This window comes from Acidocella sp. KAb 2-4, from assembly GCF_020567705.1.
In the GTDB taxonomy this organism is placed as follows: Bacteria; Pseudomonadota; Alphaproteobacteria; order Acetobacterales; family Acetobacteraceae; genus Acidocella.
Genome location: NZ_JAJDJU010000001.1, coordinates 110,815 through 132,247 on the forward strand (window position 1 = coordinate 110,815; position 21,433 = coordinate 132,247).

Annotated in this window: 16 protein-coding genes; 10 read left to right on the plus strand and 6 right to left on the minus strand. The window is 67.2% G+C overall.

Annotated features, from left to right (window positions below):
• Positions 1-115: 115 nt before the first annotated feature.
• The 5 genes from LI953_RS00530 to LI953_RS00550 all read left to right on the plus strand — a co-directional run bounded on the left by LI953_RS00530 (position 116) and on the right by LI953_RS00550 (position 8,835).
• On the plus strand, positions 116-1,066 hold the full coding sequence (locus tag LI953_RS00530; RefSeq protein WP_227074014.1) for a complex I NDUFA9 subunit family protein: 951 nt from the start codon (positions 116-118) through the stop codon (positions 1,064-1,066).
• 200 nt (positions 1,067-1,266) lie between these two features.
• A complete protein-coding gene (locus LI953_RS00535; protein WP_227074015.1) occupies positions 1,267-2,700 on the plus strand; it encodes an NAD(P)-dependent oxidoreductase in 1,434 nt (477 codons plus the stop codon).
• Positions 2,701-2,707: 7 nt separating this feature from the next.
• Positions 2,708-7,240, plus strand: a complete 4,533-nt coding sequence (gene gltB, locus LI953_RS00540) for a glutamate synthase large subunit (RefSeq protein ID WP_227074016.1) — start codon at positions 2,708-2,710, stop codon at positions 7,238-7,240.
• 56 nt (positions 7,241-7,296) lie between these two features.
• The gene (locus tag LI953_RS00545; protein ID WP_227074017.1) at positions 7,297-7,965 is read left to right on the plus strand and encodes a glutathione S-transferase family protein; all 669 of its coding nucleotides are present in this window, start codon (positions 7,297-7,299) and stop codon (positions 7,963-7,965) included.
• Between the two features lie 9 nt (positions 7,966-7,974).
• Positions 7,975-8,835, plus strand: a complete 861-nt coding sequence (locus LI953_RS00550; RefSeq protein WP_227074018.1) for an SDR family NAD(P)-dependent oxidoreductase — start codon at positions 7,975-7,977, stop codon at positions 8,833-8,835.
• On the opposite strand, the gene LI953_RS00555 is transcribed toward LI953_RS00550, so the two are convergent.
• Positions 8,788-9,537, minus strand: coding sequence for a carboxylesterase (locus LI953_RS00555; protein WP_227074019.1), 750 nt, complete (start codon positions 9,535-9,537; stop codon positions 8,788-8,790). The genes LI953_RS00550 and LI953_RS00555 overlap by 48 nt on opposite strands.
• Before the next feature lie 34 nt (positions 9,538-9,571).
• Here LI953_RS00555 and LI953_RS00560 point away from each other — a divergent pair, with 34 nt between their 5' ends.
• Genes LI953_RS00560 through LI953_RS00575 form a run of 4 tightly spaced genes read left to right on the plus strand, consistent with a single transcriptional unit; the run spans position 9,572 to position 14,180 of the window.
• Positions 9,572-10,708 carry a glycosyltransferase family 4 protein gene (locus LI953_RS00560; RefSeq protein WP_227074020.1) on the plus strand — a complete coding sequence of 379 codons (1,137 nt, stop codon included), beginning with the start codon at positions 9,572-9,574 and terminating at the stop codon, positions 10,706-10,708.
• Between the two features lie 56 nt (positions 10,709-10,764).
• On the plus strand, positions 10,765-11,586 hold the full coding sequence (locus LI953_RS00565) for a glycosyltransferase family 9 protein (protein WP_227074219.1): 822 nt from the start codon (positions 10,765-10,767) through the stop codon (positions 11,584-11,586).
• A gap of 31 nt (positions 11,587-11,617) precedes the next feature.
• Positions 11,618-13,546, plus strand: a complete 1,929-nt coding sequence (thrS, locus tag LI953_RS00570; RefSeq protein ID WP_227074021.1) for a threonine--tRNA ligase — start codon at positions 11,618-11,620, stop codon at positions 13,544-13,546.
• Between the two features lies 1 nt (position 13,547).
• Positions 13,548-14,180: an MBL fold metallo-hydrolase gene (locus LI953_RS00575; protein ID WP_227074022.1), complete on the plus strand. Its 633-nt coding sequence runs from the start codon at positions 13,548-13,550 to the stop codon at positions 14,178-14,180.
• On the opposite strand, the gene LI953_RS00580 is transcribed toward LI953_RS00575, so the two are convergent.
• The 3 genes from LI953_RS00580 to LI953_RS00590 all read right to left on the minus strand — a co-directional run bounded on the left by LI953_RS00580 (position 14,175) and on the right by LI953_RS00590 (position 17,019).
• Positions 14,175-14,846, minus strand: coding sequence for a metallophosphoesterase (locus LI953_RS00580; RefSeq protein ID WP_227074023.1), 672 nt, complete (start codon positions 14,844-14,846; stop codon positions 14,175-14,177). The genes LI953_RS00575 and LI953_RS00580 overlap by 6 nt on opposite strands.
• Positions 14,847-14,953: 107 nt before the next feature.
• Positions 14,954-16,354 (minus strand): deoxyribodipyrimidine photo-lyase, encoded by a 1,401-nt coding sequence (locus tag LI953_RS00585; protein ID WP_227074024.1) that lies wholly within the window; start codon positions 16,352-16,354, stop codon positions 14,954-14,956.
• Complete coding sequence (locus tag LI953_RS00590; RefSeq protein ID WP_227074025.1) at positions 16,351-17,019, minus strand: phosphoesterase; 669 nt, start codon at positions 17,017-17,019, stop codon at positions 16,351-16,353. Before LI953_RS00590 ends, LI953_RS00585 begins: the two co-directional genes overlap by 4 nt.
• A 177-nt stretch (positions 17,020-17,196) precedes the next feature.
• Between LI953_RS00590 and LI953_RS00595 the strand changes: the two genes are divergently transcribed.
• A complete protein-coding gene (locus LI953_RS00595; protein WP_227074026.1) occupies positions 17,197-17,643 on the plus strand; it encodes a hypothetical protein in 447 nt (148 codons plus the stop codon).
• Here the strand turns inward: LI953_RS00595 and topA are convergent, their stop codons facing one another.
• Together topA and dprA are read right to left on the minus strand one after the other, a co-directional pair.
• Positions 17,644-20,307 (minus strand): type I DNA topoisomerase, encoded by a 2,664-nt coding sequence (gene topA, locus LI953_RS00600; RefSeq protein ID WP_227074027.1) that lies wholly within the window; start codon positions 20,305-20,307, stop codon positions 17,644-17,646.
• A gap of 12 nt (positions 20,308-20,319) precedes the next feature.
• A complete protein-coding gene (gene dprA, locus LI953_RS00605) occupies positions 20,320-21,432 on the minus strand; it encodes a DNA-processing protein DprA (protein WP_370635721.1) in 1,113 nt (370 codons plus the stop codon).
• Position 21,433 lies beyond the last annotated feature (1 nt).

Sequence of the window (21,433 nt, forward strand, 5' to 3'; positions counted from 1 at the left end):
ATGCCGAAGCATCGTGGGACGGGCGTTTAATCTGCCGGGAGAGCCGCGTCAACTCCGCTTGAGCGAGAAAACGCACGAGCCTAGGATCGGCGCATTGCAAACACGGAGGGTCGGGATGGGCGCGGAACGGAAAATTGCTGTTGTTTTCGGCGGCTCCGGGTTTTTGGGGCGGTATGTGGTGCAGCGACTGGCGGACCGGGGCTACCTCGTGCGCGTCGCCGTGCGGGACACCGAATCGGCCAAACAATTGCAGCCGCTCGGCGGGGTGGCGCAGATCGTGCCGCTCTACGCGCCGGTGGGCAACGAAGCCGCGGCGGCGCGGGCGCTGGCCGGGGCTGAACTGGCGGTAAATCTGGTCGGGATTCTCGCCGAATCGCGCAAGGGCGATTTCGACCGCGCGCATACCGAGGGGGCGGGGCGAATCGCCCGGCTGGCGGCGGCGTCCGGCGTGGCGCGGCTGGTGCATGTTTCCGCCATCGGCGCCGACGCGGCCAGCGCCAGCCTGTATGCGCGCAGCAAGGGGCTGGGCGAGGTGGCGGTGCGGGCGGCGTTTCCGGGGGCGGTGATCCTGCGCCCCTCCATCGTGTTTGGCTCCGAGGACGGATTTTTCAACCGCTTCGCTGCCATGGCGCAGGTGCTACCGGTGCTGCCGATCGTGCACGGGGCGACGAAATTCCAGCCGGTTTACGTGGGCGATGTGGCGGATGCGGTGCTCGCCGGGCTGGACGGGCAGGCCGGACGGACATTTGAGCTGGGCGGGCCGGAGGTGGCGCGTTTCATCGATCTGCTGCGGCTGATGCTGCGCCTGACCGGCCGCCATTGCGCGATCTGGGATATGCCGGTGGGGCTGGCGCGGGCGCAGGCCGCGTTGCTGGAGCGTCTGCCCGGCAAGCTGCTGACCAATGACCAGATCACGCTGCTGGAGCGGGATAATGTCGTTGCCCCCGGCGCGCTGGGGTTGGAGAGCCTGGGCATCGCACCGACGCCGATGGCGATGGTGGTGCCGCAATATCTGGCCCGCTACCGCGAGGGGGGCAAAGGCCCAGAGGCGGTTTTTTGGGAATAGGTCCGGAACGCGCCCCAGTATTGCCAGTAGGACGCGATCAAACTCAACCAAATCCGCCGGATTTTGAATAATACGACATTATAGCTGTCATAATGTGAAGAAATCGCTGGTAATCCGCCAAAAACGCAGTTAATACGCTCCGGCATTCAACCCGAGGGCGGCGCATAATGGTGCCGCCCCGTTTTTCACGAGGCGGAGTCATGGCCGAGCGCATGCTGAAATTCATCTCCCTGCCGCAGCAGACGCCGGAGAAACGCGCTGCCGCTGACCGGCGCGAGGATTTCCACGAAATCTACGAGGAATTCGCGCCGGACGCCGCCGCTGCCCAGGCCAGCCGCTGCTCGCAATGCGGCATTCCGTTCTGCTCGGTGAATTGCCCGCTCGGCAACAACATCCCCGACTGGCTGAAGCTGACCGCCGAGGGCCGGCTGGAGGAGGCGTATGAGCTGTCCTCGGCCACCAACACCTTCCCCGAGATCTGCGGCCGCATCTGCCCGCAGGACCGCCTCTGCGAAGGCAATTGCGTGATCGAGAAAGGCTTCGAATCGGTCACCATCGGCGCGGTGGAGCGCTATGTCACCGACACCGCCTTCGATCAGGGCTGGGTCAAGCCGATCCGCCCGGCGCAGGAGCGGGCCGAGCATGTCGCCATCATCGGCGCCGGCCCGGCGGGCCTCGCCGCCGCCGAGGCGCTGCGCCGCAACGGCTATAAGGTGACGGTGTATGACCGCCATGACCGTGTCGGCGGGCTGCTGATCTACGGCATCCCCGGCTTCAAGCTGGAGAAGGAGATCGTGCTCCGTCGCTGGAAGTGGCTGGAGGAAGGCGGCGTGAAATTCGTGCTCAACGCCGATATCGGCGGCGCCATTACTTTTGCCGAACTGCGCAAGAAGCACCAGGCGGTGCTGATCGCCACCGGCGTATACAAGGCGCGCGAGATTGGCGGGCCGGGTGCGGGGCTGCCGGGCATTGTGCGCGCGCTCGATTACCTTATCACGTCTAATCGCCAGGGCCTGGGCGACGCCGTGCCGGAATTTGATTCCGGGCTGTATGACGCCAAGGGCAAGGATGTGGTGGTGATCGGCGGCGGCGACACGGCGATGGATTGTGTGCGCACCGCCATCCGCCAGGATGCGAAATCGGTCACCTGCCTGTATCGCCGCGACAGGCAGAATATGCCGGGCTCGCTGCGCGAGGTGAAGAATGCCGAGGAGGAGGGCGTGACCTTCACCTGGCTCGCCGCGCCAGAGGCCTTCCTGGGCGATACGCAGGTCACCGGCGTGCGCGCGGTGAAGATGCATCTTGGCCTGACCGACGCCTCCGGCCGCCAATCGGTGGAGCCGATCGAGGGATCGTCCTTCACCATCAAGGCCGATCTGGTGATCAAGGCGCTCGGCTTCGACCCCGAGGATCTCCCCGGCGCGTTCAACGAGCCGCAGCTCGCCCTCACAAATTGGGGCACGCTGAAGGTGAACCCCCGCACGTTTGAAACCTCGCTGCCCGGCGTGTTCGCCGCGGGCGATATTGTGCGTGGCGCCTCGCTGGTCGTTTGGGCGATCCGCGACGGGCGCGATGCCGCCGCCGCCATCCACAAGCATTTCACTGCCGCCACCCAGGCGGAAGCCGCGGAGTAAGACCATCATGAACCACGAAACCGCCCCTGAATTCCTCGCCGCCTGGGACAAGAACAAGCAGATCCTGCGCGAGACCTATACCCCCGCGATGGAGCATGACGCGTGCGGCGTCGGCTTGGTCGCCGCGCTGGACGGCAAGAAGCGCCGCGACATCGTGCAGGCCGGCATCGACGCGCTGAAGGCCGTGTGGCACCGCGGCGCCGTGGATGCCGATGGCAAGACCGGCGACGGCGCGGGCATCCATATCGAGATCCCGCAGGATTTCTTCGCCGCAGAGGTCAAGCGCGGCGGCGACCGTCTGCGCGAGGGGCCGATCGCGGTGGGCATGGTGTTTCTGCCCAAGACTGATCTGGCAGCGCAGGAGCGCTGCCGCCAGATCGTGGAGACCGAGATTCTCAATTTCGGCTACCGCATCTATGGCTGGCGCCAGGTGCCAATCAATGTCGAGTGCATCGGTGAGAAGGCGAACGCGACGCGCCCCGAGATCGAGCAGATCATGCTGTGGAACGCGCGCGGCCTCTCCGAGGAGGAGTTTGAGCGCGAGCTGTATCTGATCCGCCGCAAGATCGAGAAGGCGGCGATCGAGGCGCAGATCGCGGATCTGTATATCTGCTCGCTGTCTTGCCGCAGCATCGTGTATAAGGGCATGTTCCTGGCCGAGAGCCTCACGGAATTCTACCCGGACCTGCTGGATGAGCGTTTCGTCTCGCGCTTCGCCATTTATCACCAGCGCTATTCGACCAACACTTTCCCCACCTGGAAGCTAGCGCAGCCCTTCCGCATGCTCGCGCATAATGGCGAGATCAACACCGTGGCGGGCAACATCAACTGGATGAAGAGCCACGAGACGCGCCTGGCCGCCGAGGGGCTGAACGAGTTTCTCGATTACGTGAAGCCGGTGGTGCAGGATGGCGGGTCGGACACCGCTGCGCTCGACAACGTGTTCGAGCTGCTGGTGCGCGCCGGGCGCGACGCGCCGATGGCGAAGGCGCTGATGATCCCGCCCTCCATCGCCAATGACGCGACGATGAAGCAGGCGCATAAGGATTTGTTCCTTTATTGCAACGCCGTGATGGAGCCGTGGGACGGCCCCGCCGCCGTGGCCGCCACCGATGGCCGTTTCGTGATCGCCGGGCTGGACCGCAACGGGCTGCGCCCGCTGCGCTATTCGGTCACGCGCAACAAGATGCTGATCGTCGGCTCCGAGACCGGCATGGTGAAGCTCGATGAGGAGGATATCGTCGAGAAGGGCGCGGTCGGCCCTGGCCAGACCATCGCCGTCGATCTCAACGAGGCGCAATTCTACACCGATGAGCAGGTGAAGGACATGCTGGCCGAACGCCAGGATTTCGGCGCCTGGGTGAAGCGCATTACCGTGATCGACCATATCGTGAAGACCGACGCGCCGGAGCCCGTGCGGCTGGACGCCGAGGCGCTGCGCCGCCGGCAGCTCGCCGTGGGCTTCACGCTGGAGGATCTGGAACTGATCCTGCACCCGATGGTGGATGACGCGCAGGAGGCCATCGGCTCGATGGGCGACGACGCGCCGCTCGCCGTACTCTCCAGCAAATATCGCGGGCTGCATCATTATTTCCGCCAGAGCTTCAGCCAGGTCACCAATCCGGCCATCGACTCATTGCGCGAGACGCGGGTGATGTCGCTGAAGACGCGCCTCGGCAATCTCGGCAACGTGCTCGATGAGGACGCCGAGCAATGCGATTTGTTGCAGCTGGAAAGCCCGGTGCTCTCCACCGCTGAGTTCGACGCCATGCGCAAGACCATGGGCGCCTCCGCCTGCGTGGTGGATTGCACCTTCAAGGTCGCCAATGGCGAGGGCGGGCTGCGCCGCGCCATCGAGCGCATCCGCCGCGAGGCCGAGGAGGGCGTGCGCGCGGGCTGCACCCATGTCATCCTCACCGATGAGGCGATGAGCCCCGAGCGCGCGCCGATCCCGATGATCCTGGCCACGGGCGCGGTGCATACGCATCTCGTGCGGCAATCGCTGCGCACCTTCACCTCGCTCAACGTGCGCGCGGCCGAGTGCCTCGACGTGCATTATTTCGCGGTGCTGGTCGGCGTGGGCGCCACCACGGTCAACGCCTATCTGGCGCAGGAATGCATCGCGGACCGCCATGCGCGCGGGCTGTTTGGCAGCGTCACGCTGAAGGAGGCGGTGAGCCGCTATAAGAAGGCGGTGGATAAGGGGCTGCTGAAGGTGATGTCCAAGCTCGGCATCTCCGTCATCTCCTCCTATCGCGGCGGCTATAATTTCGAGGCCATCGGGCTCTCGCGCGCGCTGGTGGGTGAGTTCTTCCCCGGCATGCCCTCGCGCATTTCCGGCATCGGTCTGCCCGGCATCGCGCATGAGGTGCTGGAACTGCACAAAGCCGCCTGGAGCGGCAATGTGGTGCCGCTGGATATTGGCGGGCAATACCGCCTGCGCCGCACCGGCGAGGCGCACGCGCTCGACAATAACGCGATTCATCTGCTGCAAACCGCGGTCGGCACCGGCTCGTACAAGACCTACAAGAAATATACCGAGATGGTGCGCAAGCAGAAGCCGATCGCGCTGCGCGACCTGCTGGATTTCCGGCGCGACGGGCTGAGCCCGATCTCGGTGGACGAGGTCGAGAGCATCACCGAGATCCGCAAGAAGCTGCTGGCGCCGGGCATCTCGCTCGGCGCGCTCAGCCCGGAGGCACATGAGACGCTCTCGATCGCGATGAACCGCATCGGCGCGCGCTCCGATTCCGGCGAGGGCGGCGAAGACCCCGCGCGCGCCGAGCCGCGCCCGAATGGCGACAACGCTTCCAGCGCCATCAAGCAGATCGCCTCGGGGCGTTTTGGCGTCACCGCCGAATATCTGAACGACTGCAAGGAGATCGAGATCAAGGTCGCGCAGGGCGCCAAGCCCGGCGAGGGCGGGCAGCTGCCGGGCTTCAAGGTGACCGAACTCATCGCCAAGCTGCGTCACTCCACGCCAGGGGTGACGCTGATCTCTCCGCCGCCGCATCACGACATCTATTCGATCGAGGATCTGGCGCAGCTCATCTACGACCTCAAGCAGATCAACCCGCGCGCCACGGTGTGCGTAAAGCTGGTCTCGCGCTCTGGCATCGGCACCATCGCCGCGGGCGTGGCCAAGGCCAAGGCCGACGCCATTCTGGTCTCCGGCCATGTCGGCGGCACCGGCGCGTCGCCGCAATCCTCCATCAAATATGCGGGCATGCCGTGGGAGATGGGGCTCTCGGAGACGCATCAGGTGCTGATGCTCAACCGCCTGCGCCATCAGGTGGTGCTGCGTACCGATGGCGGCATCAAGACCGGGCGCGACGTGGTGATCGCCGCCATGCTGGGCGCCGAGGAATACGGCATCGGCACGGCCTCGCTGGTGGCGATGGGCTGCATCATGGTGCGCCAGTGCCACTCCAACACCTGCCCGGTGGGCGTGTGCACGCAGGATGAGGCGCTGCGCAAGAAGTTCGAGGGCTCGCCGGAGAAGGTGATCAACCTGTTCTCCTTCGTGGCCGAGGAAGTGCGCGAGATCCTGGCCTCGCTCGGCTTCAAGTCGCTCAAGGAGATCATCGGCCGCACCGACCTGCTGCATCAGGTCTCGCGCGGCGCCGATTATCTCGACGACCTCGACCTCAACCCGATCCTGGCCCAGGCCGACCCCGGCCCCTTCGCGCGCTATTGCACCCGCGAGGGCCGCAACGAGGTGCCGGAGACGCTGGACGCGCAGATGATCGAGGACGCCGAGCCGTTTTTCATGAGCGGCGAGAAGATGCAGTTGCAGTACAATATCCGCAACACGCATCGCGCCATCGGCACCAAGTTCAGCTCGCAGATCGTGGCCAAATACCGCAAGGCCAAGCTGCAGCCGGACCATGTGACGGTGCGTCTGCGCGGCTCGGCCGGGCAGTCGCTCGGCGCCTTCGCGGTGCGCGGGCTGAAGCTGGAAGTGTTCGGCGACGCCAACGACTACGTGGGCAAGGGGCTTTCGGGCGGCATGATCGTGGTGCGCACCGGGCCGTCCTCCAAGCTCAAGACCAACGAGAACACGATCATCGGCAACACCGTGCTGTATGGCGCCACCTCGGGCGAGTTGTTCGCGGCCGGGCGCGCGGGTGAGCGTTTCGCGGTGCGTAACTCGGGCGCGACGGCGGTGGTCGAGGGCATTGGCTCCAATGGCTGCGAATACATGACCGGCGGCACGGTGGTGGTGCTGGGTGAGGTGGGCGATAATTTCGGCGCCGGCTTCACCGGCGGCGTGGCCTTCGTCTACGACCCGCACAAGACCTTCGAACTGCGCGTGAACCCGGACACGCTGCGCTGGCAGCGCGTGGCCTCGGCGCATTGGGCGGGCGTGCTGAAGGAGCTGGTCGAGCGCCATGTGCAGGAAACCGAGAGCCGCTACGCCGCGACGCTGCTGAATGACTGGAACCGCGAATTCCAGAATTTCTGGCAGGTGGTGCCGAAGGAGTACGTCAAGTACCTGCCGGTGCCGCTGGACGAGGCCGCCGAGGCCGCACGGGCCTGAGATTTATCCACCGGCGCCGCCTTTCAGCATGGCGGCGCCGGTGGCATAAAGCGCCTATGCGAGTCCTTTATCACCTCCCGCTCTCCCCCTATTCGCGCAAGGTGCGTCTGGTGATGGCGGAAAAGCGCCTGCCATTCGAATTGCGGGTGGAGAAGGTGTGGGACCGTCAGCCGGATTATCTGGAACTCAACCCCGCCTGCACCGTGCCGACGCTGGTCGAGGATAACGGGCTGGTGATCCCCGATTCGCGGGTGATCTGCGAGTATCTGGAGGAAGCCTATCCAGAGACGCCGCTGCTCAGCAAGGTGATGCCCGAGCGGGTGGAGACCCGCCGCCTCGTCGCCTGGTTCGATGAGAAATTCCATTCCGAGGTCACGCGCCATCTGCTCTGGGAAAAGACCATGAAGCAGGCGCTGAAGATCGGCCCGCCGGACGCCAACGCGCTGCGCGCGGGCTATGCCAATCTCAAGCAGCATCTGGTGTATATCGGCTGGCTGGCGGAGCATCGGCGCTGGCTGGCCGGGGCCAATCTGTCGCTGGCCGATTTCGCCGCCGCGGCGCAGCTCTCGGCGCTCGATTATATCGGCGATGTGGACTGGTCGGCCTCGCCCGCGGCCAAGGATTGGTATGCGCGGATCAAGAGCCGCCCGTCCTTCCGCGCCGTGCTGGCCGACAAGGTGACCGGCATCGCGCCGCCGCCGCATTACGCCGATCTCGATTTCTAGGCCCGGCGGATGAACACCGCGCCCGGCACGCTGCTGATCTTCGGGCTGGGCTATTCCGGCCGGGCGATCGCGCGCGCGGCTGTTGCCGCCGGATACGCCGTTACCGCCACCACGCGCGCGGGCGCCGCGCCGGAGCCGGGGGTGGCGCTGGTGCCGTTTTCGGCCGCCGGGGCCGCCATTGCCGCCGCCACGCATCTCATCGCCACCGCCGCGCCGGATGAGGATGGCGACCCGGTGCTGGCGCGCTATCGCGCCGCCATCGCCGCCGCGCCGCATCTGCGCTGGCTGGGCTATCTCTCCACCACGGGCGTCTATGGCGATGCCGGCGGCGCCTGGGTGGACGAGGCGACGCCGGTGAATCCAGGCTCCGCGCGCGCGCGCCGGCGTGTGGCGGCGGAGCAGGCCTGGGCGGCGCTTGGCAAACCGCTCGCCATTTTCCGGCTGGCCGGGATTTACGGCCCCGGACGCTCGATGTTCGACGATCTGCGCGCCGGGCAGGGGCGGCGCGTGGTCAAGCCGGGGCATGTATTCGGGCGCATCCATCGTGACGACATCGCCCAGGGCGTGTGCGCCGCGATGGCGCGCGCGGCCACCGGCATTTTCAACTTCGCCGACGACGAACCCGCCGCCAGCGCCGATGTGGTGGTTGAGGCCGCGCGGTTGCTGGGCATGGCGCCGCCGCCACCCGTGCCCTATGAGCAGGCGGTGCAGGGCATGTCGCCCATGGCGCGCAGTTTCTGGGCCGAAAACCGCAAGGTGAGCGCGGCCCGGACCAAGGCGGCGCTCGGAATCGCTTGGCGCTACCCCAGCTACCGCGAGGGCTTAGCCGCCATTCTGCGCGAGGAGCGCACGCAGCGCCGCGATCAATAGCGCCAGATCCTGCGGGCGCGAGAGCCGGTGGTCGCCATCCTTCACGAAGGTGAGGCGCACATCCGGGGTTTCCAGCCGCTCGGCCAGGGTCAGGCTGAGCCGCCAGGGCACATCGGCATCCTGCATGCCGTGCAGGATGCGCACTGGCCCCGCGATGGGCAGCGGCGCGTGCAGCAGCAGATGCGCCCGGCCTTCCTCCAGCAAGTGCCAGGTGAGCGGCAGCGGCTCGCCATATTCCGAGGGGCGGTGGAGCACGCCCTCGCGGCGCAGCGTGTCGAGCTGTGCGGGTGTGAGTTCCTCGCGGATCAGCGTCTCGGTGAAATCGGGCGCGGGGGCGATGAGCAGCAGCCCGCGCAGCCGGGCTTGCAGGCGCATGGCGAGCAACAGGGCGATCCACCCGCCCATCGAGGACCCGACCAGGATCACCTCCTGCTCCGGCACCACTTGTTCGATGATGAAGGCGGCGTCCTCGGCCCAGGCGCCGATGCTGCCCTCGATGAATTTGCCGCCGGATTGGCCATGGCCGGAATAGTCGAAGCGCAGCATGGCCTGGCGGTCGTGGCGGCAGATTTCCTCCAGCGCCAGGGCTTTGGTGCCCGCCATGTCCGAGGCGAAGCCGGGGCAGAACACCACCACCGGCCCGGCGCCGGGGAGGTATTCATAGGCCAGATCGATCCCCGGCTCGCGGCTGAGTTTTGGCATTGTCATTCCCCCCTGAATCGCTGATAGCCCGCTCATGAATACTCGACGGCTGACGATTCTCCAGGTACTGCCGCAACTTGGCATGGGCGGGGCGGAGCGTGTGGCGGTGGAAGGCGCGGCGGCTGTGCATCTGAGCGGGCACCGCGCGCTGATCGCCGCCGCCCCCGGGCCGCTGGCGGCGCTGGCCACGCGGGCCGGGGCCGAGCTCGTGCGGCTGCCGCTCGACGCCAAGAGCCCGCTCGGCATCTGGCGCAATATCCGGCGGCTGGAAGAGGTGATCGAGGAAAACGAGGTGGATTTGATCCACGCGCATTCCCGCGCGCCGGCCTGGTCAGCCTATCACGCGGCGCGGCGGCGCAAGATCCCGTTCGTGACCACGTATCATGGCGTTTACGGCGAGCAGAACGGGCTGAAGCGCCGCTATAACCAGGTGATGGCGCGCGGGGACCGGGTGATCGCGGTGAGCCATTACGTGGCGGAACTGATCGGCGCGCGCTATGGCGTGGGCGAGGAGAGGGTGCGGGTGATCCATGGCGGTGTGGATACCGCGGTGTTCGACCCCGCCACCGTGCTGGGCGACCGCGCGGTGAAGCTGGCGCGGGCATGGCGGGCCGATTCCGGGCAGCCCACGGTGGTGCTGCCGGGGCGGCTAACCGGCTGGAAAGGGCAGAAACTGTTCATCGAGGCGCTCGCCAAGATGCGCAACCAGGAGGTGCTGGGCGTTCTCGTGGGCTCCGACCAGGGGCGCGGGGCTTATACCGCCAGCCTGATGCGCCTGGCCGAAACGCTGGGCGTGGGGGCGCGGCTGCGCTTGACCGGGCATGTCGAGGATGTGCCCGCGGCGATGATGCTGGCCGATGTGGTGGTGAATTGCTCGACCAAGCCCGAGGCGTTCGGGCGCACCATCGTCGAGGCGCAGGCGATGGGCCGCGTGGTGGTGGCCGCCGACCATGGCGGCGCTCGCGAGACGGTGCTGGACGGGCAGAGCGGCTTTTTGGTGCCGCCCGGCAACGCCGCCGCCCTGGCCGCCATGCTGGACGCGATTTTGGAGATGCCGGCGCAGGCGCGCATCGAGTTCGGGCAGCAGGCGCGGGCGCATATCGTGCGCAGTTTCTCGCTGCCAGTGATGCAGACGCGCCTGCTCAACGTGTATGCGGAGCTGCTGGGGTGAAGGTGCTGGTGATCAAGCACGGCGCCTTTGGCGATATCGTGCTGGCTTTTCCGGCGATGGCGGCGATCCGGGCCGCGCATCTGGGGGCGCGCATCACGCTGCTCACCACCCGCCCTTATGCCGGGCTGCTCGGCGCTTCCCCATGGTTTGACGAGGTGCGGGTGGACGCCAAGCCGGAAGGGGGGAACCTGCCCGGGTTGTGGCGGCTGAAGCGGCAGCTCGCCGGGTTCGACCTCGTTTATGATCTGCAAACCTCCGGCCGCTCCTCGCGCTATTTCGCCCTGGCCGGGCGGCCGCGCTGGTCGGGCGTTGCCAGGGGCTGCGCCCTGCCGCACCGCGATGCGCGGCGCGATTTTATCCATACCCGTGAGCGGCTGGAAGGCCAGTTGCGCGATGCCGGGATCGTCACGCTGCCGCCGCCCGACCTCTCCTGGCTGGCGGGCGATGTCTCCGGTTTCTGCCTGCCCGCGCGCTATGCCGTGCTGGTGCCCGGCGCCGCCCCGCACCGGCCCGAGAAGCGCTTTCCGGCGGAGAAATTCGCCGAGGTGGCGCGCGGGCTGGGGATGCCGGTGGTGGTGGTCGGCACCGCCGGGGAGCACGATCTGGCGCGGGCGATCGGCGGCATCGACCTCACCGGGCGCACGGATTTCTTCCAGCTCGCCAGCGTATTCCGGGGCGCGGCGCTGGCCATTGGCAACGATACCGGGCCGATGCATCTGGCCGCCGCGCTCGGTGTGCGCTGCATCGCGCTGTTTTCCGCCGCCTCCGACCCGGCGCTCACCGCCCCGCGCGGCCCCGATGGCGGCTGGCCCATCATTCTGCGCGCGCCAAATCTGCAAGACCTGGCGGTTGCACAGGTCCTCGCCGCCCTGCCATAAGGCCCTAGATTTTCAAGCCAAAGAGAGAGACATGCCTGTAATCACACTGCCCGATGGTTCCGTTCGCTCCTTCGATGGCGCGGTGACGGGCACTACCATCGCCGAGGCGATCGGGCCGGGGCTGGCCCGCGCCGCGCTCGTCATGGTGGTGAATGGCGTGGACATGGACATGGCGCGCGAGATCACCGAGGATTCCGCGGTGAAGTTCATCACCCGCAAGGATGAGGCGGCGCTGGAGCTGATCCGCCACGACGCGGCGCATATCATGGCCGAGGCGGTGCAGGAGCTTTATCCCGGCACGCAGGTGACGATCGGCCCCGCCATCGAGAACGGGTTCTACTACGATTTCTACCGCAATGAGCCGTTCAAGCCCGAGGATCTGCCTGCCATCGAGGCGAAGATGCGCGAGATCGTGGCGCGCAACGAGAAATTCGTGCGTGAAGTGTGGAGCCGCGACGCGGCGATTGATTTCTTCGCCGCCAAGGGTGAGCGCTTCAAGGCCGAGCTGATCCGCGACCTGCGGGAGAGCGAGACGATCACCATCTACCGCCAGGGCGAGTGGCTCGATCTCTGCCGCGGGCCGCATCTGCGCTCCACCGCCGATATCGGTACCGCCTTCAAGCTGATGAAGGTCGCGGGCGCCTATTGGCGCGGTGACGCCAAAAACCCGATGCTGAGCCGTATCTATGGTACCGCCTGGCGCGACCAGAAGGAGCTGGATGCCTATCTGCACCAGCTGGAGGAGGCCGAGCGCCGCGACCACCGCAAGATCGGCCGCGAGATGGACCTGTTCCACATCCAGGAAGAGGCGGTGGGCAGCATCTTCTGGCACCAGAAGGGTTGGAAGCTCTACCGCACGGTGGAGGCCTATATCCGCCGCCGCCTGGAGCAATCCGGCTATGAGGAAGTGCGCACGCCGCAGCTGGTGGACCGCAAGCTGTGGGAGATGTCCGGCCATTGGGACAAATATCGCAAGAACATGTTCATCGCCGAGGTGGTGGAAGAAGACACCATGCTGGCGCTGAAGCCGATGAACTGCCCCTGCCATGTGCAGATCTTCAAGCAGGGGCTGCGCTCTTACCGCCAGCTGCCGTTACGCATGGCGGAGTTCGGCTCCTGCCACCGCTATGAGCCCTCGGGCGCGCTGCACGGCATCATGCGCGTGCGCGCCTTCACGCAGGATGACGCGCATATCTTCTGCACCGAGGACCAGATCGCTGATGAGACGGTGAAGTTCGTCGAGCTACTGGAGAGCGTGTACAAGGATTTCGGCTTCGAGAGCTTCACCGTGAAATTCTCCGACCGGCCCGAGGTGCGCGCCGGCGCCGACGAGGTGTGGGACCGCGCCGAGGGCGCGCTGAAGGATGCCTGCGCCAAGGCGGGCGTGGCTTATACGCTCAACCCCGGCGAGGGCGCGTTTTACGGGCCGAAGCTGGAATTCGTGCTGCGCGACGCCATCGGGCGCGACTGGCAATGCGGCACCATCCAGGTGGATTTCGTGCTGCCCGAGCGGCTGGACGCGGAATATGTGACCTCGGAGAGCGGGCGCGCCCGCCCGGTGATGCTGCACCGCGCGATCATCGGCAGCTTCGAGCGCTTCCTGGGCATCCTGATCGAGCAATATGCCGGGCGCTTCCCGCTCTGGCTGGCGCCGACCCAGGCGGTGGTGGCGACCATCGTGTCGGACGCCGATGACTACGCGGCCGAGGTGGCGGCGGCGCTGAACAAGGCCGGGTTGGCGGCGGAACTGGATGTGAGCAACCAGAAGATTCAGGCCAAGATCCGCGAGCATTCGCTGCATCACGTACCGAACATCCTGGTGGTGGGGCGCAAGGAGGCCGAGGAGCGCAAGGTCGCCCTGCGGCGGCTGGGCGGCGCGGCGCAGGAGATTTTGCCCCTGGAAGACGCCATCGCCCAGCTCAAGGCCGAGGCGACGCCGCCCGATCTGCGGAGGGCGTGAGGTGTCGCTGAAGATCGGCATCGTTCCCGTCACCGCGTTTCAGCAGAATTGCACCATCCTGTGGGATGACGCGACCATGCAGGGCAGCATCGTGGACCCGGGCGGCGATGTGCCGGACCTGCTGGACCTGCTGAACAAGGCGGGCATCACGCTCACCGGCATCTACATCACCCATGGCCATATGGACCATGCCGGAGGCGCGGCCGCGCTTTCCGAGGCGACGGGCGTGGCGGTGACCGGGCCTGATATCGCCGATAAATTCCTGCTCGAAGACATGGAGAGCGCGGCCAAGCGCTTCGGCCTCGTCGCGCGCAACTGCACGCCCACCGCCTGGGTGAAGGAGGGCGACATTATCACCCTCGGCGGCGCTGAATTTGAAGTGCGGCATTGCCCCGGCCATACGCCCGGCCATGTGGTGTTCATCAACCACGCGCATAAATTCTGCATCGTTGGCGATGTGCTGTTCCGCGGCTCAATCGGGCGCACCGATCTTGGCGCCTATGGCAACCATGAGCAGTTGATCGCGAGCATCCGCGCCAAGCTGCTCAGCCTGCCCGATGATTACCAGTTTACCTGCGGGCACGGGCCGAGCTCGACCATTGGCGAAGAGCGGCGCAGCAACCCGTTTCTATAACGGGTCGATATCCACCCAGGAGAGATGTCCGCCCTTGCCGGCGCCGGTGTCGAGAAACACCGCGGTGCCGCCGCTGCGGGCGGTGCGGACATACGGGCGGCCATCGGTGCTGCGCTGGTCATGCCCGGCATACACGGTCAGCCCGGCGGGAATATCCTCGACCCAGCGCAGCAGCCGCTCGGGCTTGCCGGAGCCGGTGACGCGGCCGCTGGTCTGGCCATAGAGCGCGCGAGAGAGCAGCGGCCCGGCGCGGCCGGGGGGAAAGGGCGGCGGCGCCTCGACCAGCATGCCCGGATGAAACGCGCCATGCACGAAAAACATCTCGCCAATCTGCGCCCAGGCTGGCGCGGCCATAATCGTCTCGCGCGTGCGCTCGCGCAGATGGAGGGGAAGTTCAACCAGGGTTCGGGCCAGCGGGGCGCCGCGCACATTGTCGCCGCGCAGGGCGCGGGCGAGTTTGAAATCGTGATTGCCTAGGATGAACAGGCCGCGCTTTTCCTCCAGCAGCCGGAACATGATATGCAGCGCGCCGGGCGTGTCCGGCCCGTCATCGACCAGATCGCCAAGCTGGATGACGAAACGGTCGGTCTCGGCGGCGGCGGCGAAGGCCCGGGAATCACCGTGGACATCACCGACAACGCGCAGCCTCGCGCCTGGGGGAATCATGCGCAGCCGCCTGAAATTGCTGACCTTAACAACATTACAACTGTTACATGGTCGGCCCCGGACGAATTGGCAAGATTGCGCCAGGATGAAACGGCAATAACCTTGCCTTAAGCGTCCTTCAATGTCTGATACGCGGCGAGCGCGCGCTCACGTCCCGTGGCGAGGTCGATGACCGGGCGGGGGTAGTTGCCGCCCAGCTTTACCCCGGCATGGGCCAGGATCGCCGGGTCGGTCTCCCACGGCGTGTGAATGCAGGCGGCGGGGAGCTTTGCCAGTTCCGGCACGAAGCGGCGGACATAGGCGCCCTCGGGGTCGAATTTCAGGCCCTGCAGCACCGGGTTGAAGATACGGAAATAAGGCGCGGCATCGGCCCCGCAGCCCGCCACCCATTGCCAGGAGGCGCCGTTGGCGGCTTCGTCGGCATCGACCAGCGTGTCCCAGAACCAAGCTTCGCCCGCCTGCCAGGGGATGAGCAGGTGTTTCACCAGGAAGGAGGCGCAGATCATCCGCACGCGGTTATGCATCCAGCCGGTCTGCCAGAGCTCGCGCATGCCCGCATCGACGATGGGGATGCCGGTGCGCCCGCGCTGCCAGGCGCGCAGGGCCGCCGCGTTGTCAGCCCAGGGGAAGCGGACGAATTCCGGGCGGATGGGGCTGCGGCGGATTTCGGGGTGTTGCCAGAGCAGGTGCAGCGAGAATTCGCGCCAGAGCAGTTCCTTGAGGAAGGTCTGCACGCCTTGGCCTTGGCCGCTGGCGGCGGCGCGGTGCCAGACGAGACGCGGCGAGATCTCGCCGAAATGCACATGCGGGGAGAGCTTGGCGGTACCGGGCTGGGCGGGCAGGTTCCGGGCCTCGGCATAAAGCTGCACCGGCCCGGCCAGGAAGGTCTCCAGCCGCGCCAGCGCGCCAGCCTCGCCGGGTGTCCACTCGGCGCGCATCCCGCCCGCCCAATCGGGCTTGGCGGGCAACAGCGCCCAGTCCTCCAGCCGGTCCGAGGCTACTTCGAGGCCATGGATCACCTTGGGCGCGGGCAGCAGCATCTCTGGCACCCCGGCGGCGAAGCAGGCCTTGGAGAAGGGCGTATAGACCCCGAACAGCCCGCCCGCCTTGGTGGTGATGCGCTCCGGCGCGAAGAGCGCGGTGGAGAGATGCCGGTGCAGGCCGATATTCAGCGGCTTCAGCGCGGCGTCGAGCGCGCGGTCGGTCTCGCGCCAAAAGGGCTCATGCGCGCGGGCGGCATGCACGGCGCTGACGCCGAGTTCGGCGGCCAGAGCGGGGATGATGCGCGCCGGGTCGCCCCGGCGCAGCAGCAGCGTGCCGCCGCGCGCCACGATGTCGGCCCCCAGCGCCGCCAGCGAGTGATGCAGCCACCAGCGGCTGGCCGCCCCGGCGCGTTCGTCGAGGATATAGAGTAGGGCCACCTTGCCGCCCGTGGCGCAGGCCGCGTGCAGGGCGGGATTATCAGCGAGCCGCAGGTCGTTGCGGAACCAGACGAGGCTCGCGCTCATGCCACGTCGGCCAGCCGCCCGAGCTGCTCCAGGGCGAAGGAGAAGAGTTGCTCCTGCCCGAGCAGGAACACGCGCAACCCGCGCGGGAACAGCCGGGAAATGGCCGGTTCGCGCACGTCCATGCCGCCAGCGGGGTCGCCAAAGGCGGGCAGGAGCAGGCGTTGCGCATCAGCCACGAAACAGGGGCGGGCGAGGCGCTTGCCGCGCAAATCGATGCTCGCGCGGGGGCGTAGCAGGCCGGAGATCTCGATCTCGCGCGGGGCGAGGCGGGTGGCGGGCTCGTGGCGGAAGATGAACGCCCCCTCGCGGTGCTGCGCCGTGCAGGTGCCGGGCAGGGCGCCGCCGGGTTCGCTGTTTTGCGCCGAGACCCAGATGAACGCCGCCTCGCGGGCCATCGCGTCGAGGCGGGCTCGATCCTCGCGGCTGAGGCGCTGGGCTGCCAGCTCCGCTCCGTTGCGCCCCAGCAGGATGAGCTTGGCGGGGCGATAGAGCCGCAGCAGCCGGTTCAGCTGCTCGATGGCGGCACGGGCGTCGTGCGCCAGCGGCAAGGGCGCGCCGAATTGCGGATCGGCGAGGATGAGAACACGCTTTTTCGGCAGAAACCCGGCGCCCGACGGGTCGAGCATCAGGCGTTCATCGCGGAAATGCAGGGGGGCTGCGGTCATGGCCTCGCAAAAGCATATTCCGCCGGGCGCCGCTATGCCTAAATTGTTTGTTACCTTTGCCCCTGTCGCGCGGGCAACATAACCGCCAGATTAAGCTTTGCTATAGATATGCATTGTTAACCCCGGCCGCGCGGGGCCGTGGCTATAGTCTCGCTCTCCCTAACGAAGGAACGTGGCATGTACGGAACTCATAGCAAGACGGCGCGTGGCTTCGAGCAGCAAATGGCGGCGTTTAACCCGGCTGGCGTGATGGATGACTGGCGCCAGCGCACGTTGCGCGTGTTGCGCGCGCAGGAGCGGCTGATGCAGGGCATGGCCGCCGCGGCGCGGTTGGAACTGCGCTTCGGGCAGGAATGCATGGTTAGCGGGTTTGGCTTGCTCAATGGCGGTTGGCCGGAGCCGGGCCATGCGAGCAAGCACATGGCCGATGACATGGAACGTCTGATGAGCGTGATCCGCGAGGTGAATGATGAGTTGCGGACCAGCTTCACCGAGGCCGGGAAAATGTTGAGCGAGGCCGAGGCCGCCCCAGCCAAGGGCGAGGCCGCCGCCAAGCCGGCGGAGCGGCGCACCAAGATCGTGGTTGAAGACTCGGCCGAGGAGAAGAACGCGAAAGCCGCCTGATCAGGCTGCCGTCGCGGCTTTCTTGGCTTTGGCGGCGGGCTTCTTTGCCGCCGCCTTTTTAGCCGGGGCTTTTTTGGCGGGCGCTGTCTTGGCCTCGGTTTTTTTGGCCGGGGCCGTTTTGGCGCCGGCTTTTTTGCCCGCCGCGCTCTTCTTGCCCTTGGGCGCCAGGGTCTTGCCCTTTTCGGCCAGCAGGGCGACGGCCTCGTCCAGCGTCACCTCGGTCATCTCCTGCCCGCGCGGCAGGTTGGCCACAGTGTTGCCCCATTGCGCATAGGGGCCGAAACGGCCCTTGCGCACCAGCACCGGCTCGCCATCCTTGGGATGCGCGCCGACGGTGCGGATCGAATCTTGCTTCTTGGCGATCAGGTCCATCGCCCGGTTGAGGCCGAGATGCAGCACGTTGTCGTCGCGGTCGAGCGAGGCGAAGATCGCGCCCATTTTCACATAGGGCCCGAAGCGGCCGATATTGGCCTCGATCTTCTGCCCGGTCTCGGGGTGCAGCCCAACCACGCGCGGCAGTGAGAGCAGGCCGAGCGCGTCCTCCAGCGTGATGTTGTTGCCATCCATGCCCCGCGCCAGCGAGGCGCGCTTGGGCTTGGCCTTCTTGTCGTTGGGGTCGGGCTCGCCCTGCTGCACATAAAGCCCATAGGGGCCGCGGCGCAGCGTGATGTCCTCGCCGGTTTCCGGGTTTTGGCCGAGCACGCGCAGCCCGTCCTTCAGGCTTTCATCCGGGGTGTCGCCGCCATCCACCGCGAGTTTGCGGGTATATTGGCAGGTGGGATAATTCGAGCAGCCGATGAAGCTGCCGAAGCGCCCGAGCTTCAGCCCCAGCCGGCCGCCGCCGCAGGAGGGGCAGGCGCGCGGGTCGGAGCCATCCTCGCGGGCGGGGAAGAAATGCGGGCCGAGATCGGCGTCTAGCGCATCGATCACGTCGGAGATCTTCAGCCCCTTGGTCTGCTCGATGGCGGCGGAAAAATCATCCCAGAACGCGCGCAGCACATGGCGCCAATTGGCGTCGCCCTCGGCGATCTCGTCGAGCTGCTCCTCCAGATTAGCGGTGAAGCCGGTATCGACGTAGCGGGCGAAGAAGCTGGTGAGGAAGGCGGTGACGAGGCGGCCGCGATCCTCGGGGATGAAGCGGCGGTTTTCCAGCCGCACGTAATTGCGGTCGCGCAGCACGCTCAGGATAGAGGCGTAGGTGGAGGGGCGGCCAATGCCCAGCTCCTCCATCTTCTTCACCAGCGAGGCCTCGGAATAGCGCGGCGGCGGCTGGGTGAAATGCTGGCTGGCGGTGACATCGCGGGTCTTCGCCGGGTCGCCCTTGGCGATGGGCGGCAGGATGCGGGTGTCGTCGTCATCCTGCGCGGCGTCGTCGGTGTCCTCGTGGTAGAGGCGCAGGAAGCCGTCGAAGGCGAGCACCGAGCCGGTGGCGCGCAGGGTCTGGCCGGCGCCGTCGGTGAGGTCCACAGCGGTTTGGTCGAGCTCGGCCGCGGCCATCTGGCAGGCGAGGGCGCGCTTATAGATCAGCTCGTAGAGCCGCGCCTGGTCAGGGCTGAGCATACGCGCGACCTTGGCCGGGGTGAGCGAGATATCGGTGGGGCGGATGGCCTCGTGCGCCTCCTGCGCGTTCTTGGCCTTGCTCTGATATTCGCGCGGCGCGGCAGGCAGGTAATTGTCGCCGAATTCCGCCTTGATCTGCTCGCGAATGGCCTGCACGGCCTCCTTGGCCAGCTGCACGCCATCGGTTCGCATATAGGTGATCAGGCCGACCGTATCGCCGCCCATGTCCACGCCCTCATAGAGCTGCTGGGCGAGACGCATGGTCTGCTGCGACGAGAAACCGAGCTTGCGGCTGGCCTCCTGTTGCAGGGTGGAGGTGATAAAGGGCGGCGGCGGGTTGCGCTTGGTGCGCTTCTTCTCGACGGCGCTGACGCTGAAGCGCCCGGCGCGCACCGCGGCCTCGGCGGCGCGGGCGGCGGTCTCGCTGGCCAGGTCGAACTGGTCGAGCTTCTTGCCCTGGTAATGCGTCAACCGCGCGGGATAGGGGGCGCCGGTGGGGGTGAGCAGCACCGCCTCCACCGTCCAATATTCGCGGGCCTTGAACACCTCGATCTCGGCTTCGCGCTCACACACCAGGCGCAGCGCCACCGATTGCACGCGCCCGGCCGAGCGTGAGCCGGGCAGCTTGCGCCACAGCACCGGCGAGAGGGTGAAGCCGACCAGGTAATCCAGCGCCCGGCGGGCGAGATAAGCCTCGATCAGCGGCATATCCAGCTTGCGCGGATGCGCCATCGCGGTCTTGATCGCGGTCTTGGTGATCTCGTTGAAGGTCACGCGCTCGACGGTCACGCCCTTGAGCGCGTGCTTGTCCTCCAGCATGGCGCGCACATGCCAGGAGATGGCCTCGCCCTCGCGGTCGGGGTCGGTGGCCAGATAGAGCGTCTTCGCCCCCTTCAGGGCGCGGGCGATCTCGCCGATCTGCTTGGCGCCGCGGTCATCGGCCTCCCAATCCATGGCGAAATCCTCGTCCGGGCGGACGGAGCCATCCTTGGGCGGCAGGTCGCGCACATGGCCGAACGAGGCCAAAACCCTGTAGCCGTCGCCCAGGTATTTGTTGATGGTCTTGGCTTTGGCGGGAGATTCGACAACGACGATATCAGTCAAAGGCCGTTCCAATCATAATTCTTCGAGCCGTGCCACCCGGTTGCCGGGGAGCATTTCCACCCGCCCGGCGAGTTCTAATTCCATGACGACCGCGTTGATCGCGGCGCTCGACAACTGGCAGCGCCGCGCGATCTCGTCAACACTGACGGGTTCCAGCCCGATCAGGGGCGCCACGTCGCGCCGGGCGCGGGTCAGTTCGTCGGTGCTGGCAGCTTCGTCGCGCGCCGGGGGGGCAGGCTCGGCGAAGCCGGGCAGGCGGGGGGCGCCGCGCGGGGCGGGGTAGACAGGCAGGTTGGCGAACACGTCCTCGGCGCAATCGACCAGATGCGCGCCCTGGCGGATGAGGTCGTTGGCGCCCTTGGCGCGCGGGTCGAGCGGCGAGCCGGGCACGCCGAACAGTTCGCGCCCGGCCTCGTTGGCGAGGCGCGCGGTGAGCAGCGAGCCGGAGCGGGCGGCGGCCTCGATCACCACCAGCCCCAGCGCCAGCCCGGCGATGATGCGGTTGCGCTTGGGAAAATGCCGCCCCTGCGGCGCCGTGCCGAGCGGGGCCTCGGCCACCACCGCGCCGGTCTCGGCGATGCGCTGTTGCAGCGCCGCATTCTCAGGCGGGTAGGGCGCATCCAACCCCCCGGCGATGACCGCCACCGTGCGCCCGGCGCGCAGGGCGCCGGCATGGGCCGCGGAATCGATACCGCGGGCGAGACCGGAGACGATGCTCAGGCGCGGGGCGAGATCGGCGGCGAGCAGCTCGGCGAAGCGCATGCCATTGGCCGAGGCGTTGCGCGCACCCACGATGCCGACCGAGGGCGCGCTGAGCAGCGCGGCGTCGCCCAGCACGGCGATGGCGGGCGGGGCGTCGGGCAGTTGGGCGAGATAATCCGGGTAGCCGGGTTCATCGAGGAACAGGAAGCGCCCGCCCAGCTTGGCGAGGGCGGTATATTCGCGCTCCACCTCGGCCAGGCTGGGGATGCGCGGCGCGGTGGCGCGCCCGCCCGCGCGGGCCAGGGCGGGCAGGGCGTCCAGCGCTTCCTCGGGCGTGGGGAAGCGCGCCAGCAGGCGGCGATACGTAACCGGGCCGACGCTCTCGGTGCGCACCAGGCGCAGGCGTTGCAGCGCGGCGCTCACC

Excerpts from the sequence above, each read along its gene's own strand:
- LI953_RS00590 (WP_227074025.1), bottom strand. The coding sequence starts at position 17,019 with ATGACCGCAGCCCCCCTGCATTTCCGCGATGAACGCCTGATGCTCGAC.
- LI953_RS00595 (WP_227074026.1), top strand. The coding sequence starts at position 17,197 with ATGTACGGAACTCATAGCAAGACGGCGCGTGGCTTCGAGCAGCAAATG.
- thrS (WP_227074021.1), top strand. The coding sequence starts at position 11,618 with ATGCCTGTAATCACACTGCCCGATGGTTCCGTTCGCTCCTTCGATGGC.
- LI953_RS00535 (WP_227074015.1), top strand. The coding sequence starts at position 1,267 with ATGGCCGAGCGCATGCTGAAATTCATCTCCCTGCCGCAGCAGACGCCG.
- LI953_RS00565 (WP_227074219.1), top strand. The coding sequence starts at position 10,765 with ATGGCGGCGATCCGGGCCGCGCATCTGGGGGCGCGCATCACGCTGCTC.
- LI953_RS00550 (WP_227074018.1), top strand. The coding sequence starts at position 7,975 with ATGAACACCGCGCCCGGCACGCTGCTGATCTTCGGGCTGGGCTATTCC.
- LI953_RS00560 (WP_227074020.1), top strand. The coding sequence starts at position 9,572 with ATGAATACTCGACGGCTGACGATTCTCCAGGTACTGCCGCAACTTGGC.
- LI953_RS00530 (WP_227074014.1), top strand. The coding sequence starts at position 116 with ATGGGCGCGGAACGGAAAATTGCTGTTGTTTTCGGCGGCTCCGGGTTT.
- LI953_RS00580 (WP_227074023.1), bottom strand. The coding sequence starts at position 14,846 with ATGATTCCCCCAGGCGCGAGGCTGCGCGTTGTCGGTGATGTCCACGGT.
- gltB (WP_227074016.1), top strand. The coding sequence starts at position 2,708 with ATGAACCACGAAACCGCCCCTGAATTCCTCGCCGCCTGGGACAAGAAC.
- LI953_RS00545 (WP_227074017.1), top strand. The coding sequence starts at position 7,297 with ATGCGAGTCCTTTATCACCTCCCGCTCTCCCCCTATTCGCGCAAGGTG.
- LI953_RS00555 (WP_227074019.1), bottom strand. The coding sequence starts at position 9,537 with ATGCCAAAACTCAGCCGCGAGCCGGGGATCGATCTGGCCTATGAATAC.
- LI953_RS00585 (WP_227074024.1), bottom strand. The coding sequence starts at position 16,354 with ATGAGCGCGAGCCTCGTCTGGTTCCGCAACGACCTGCGGCTCGCTGAT.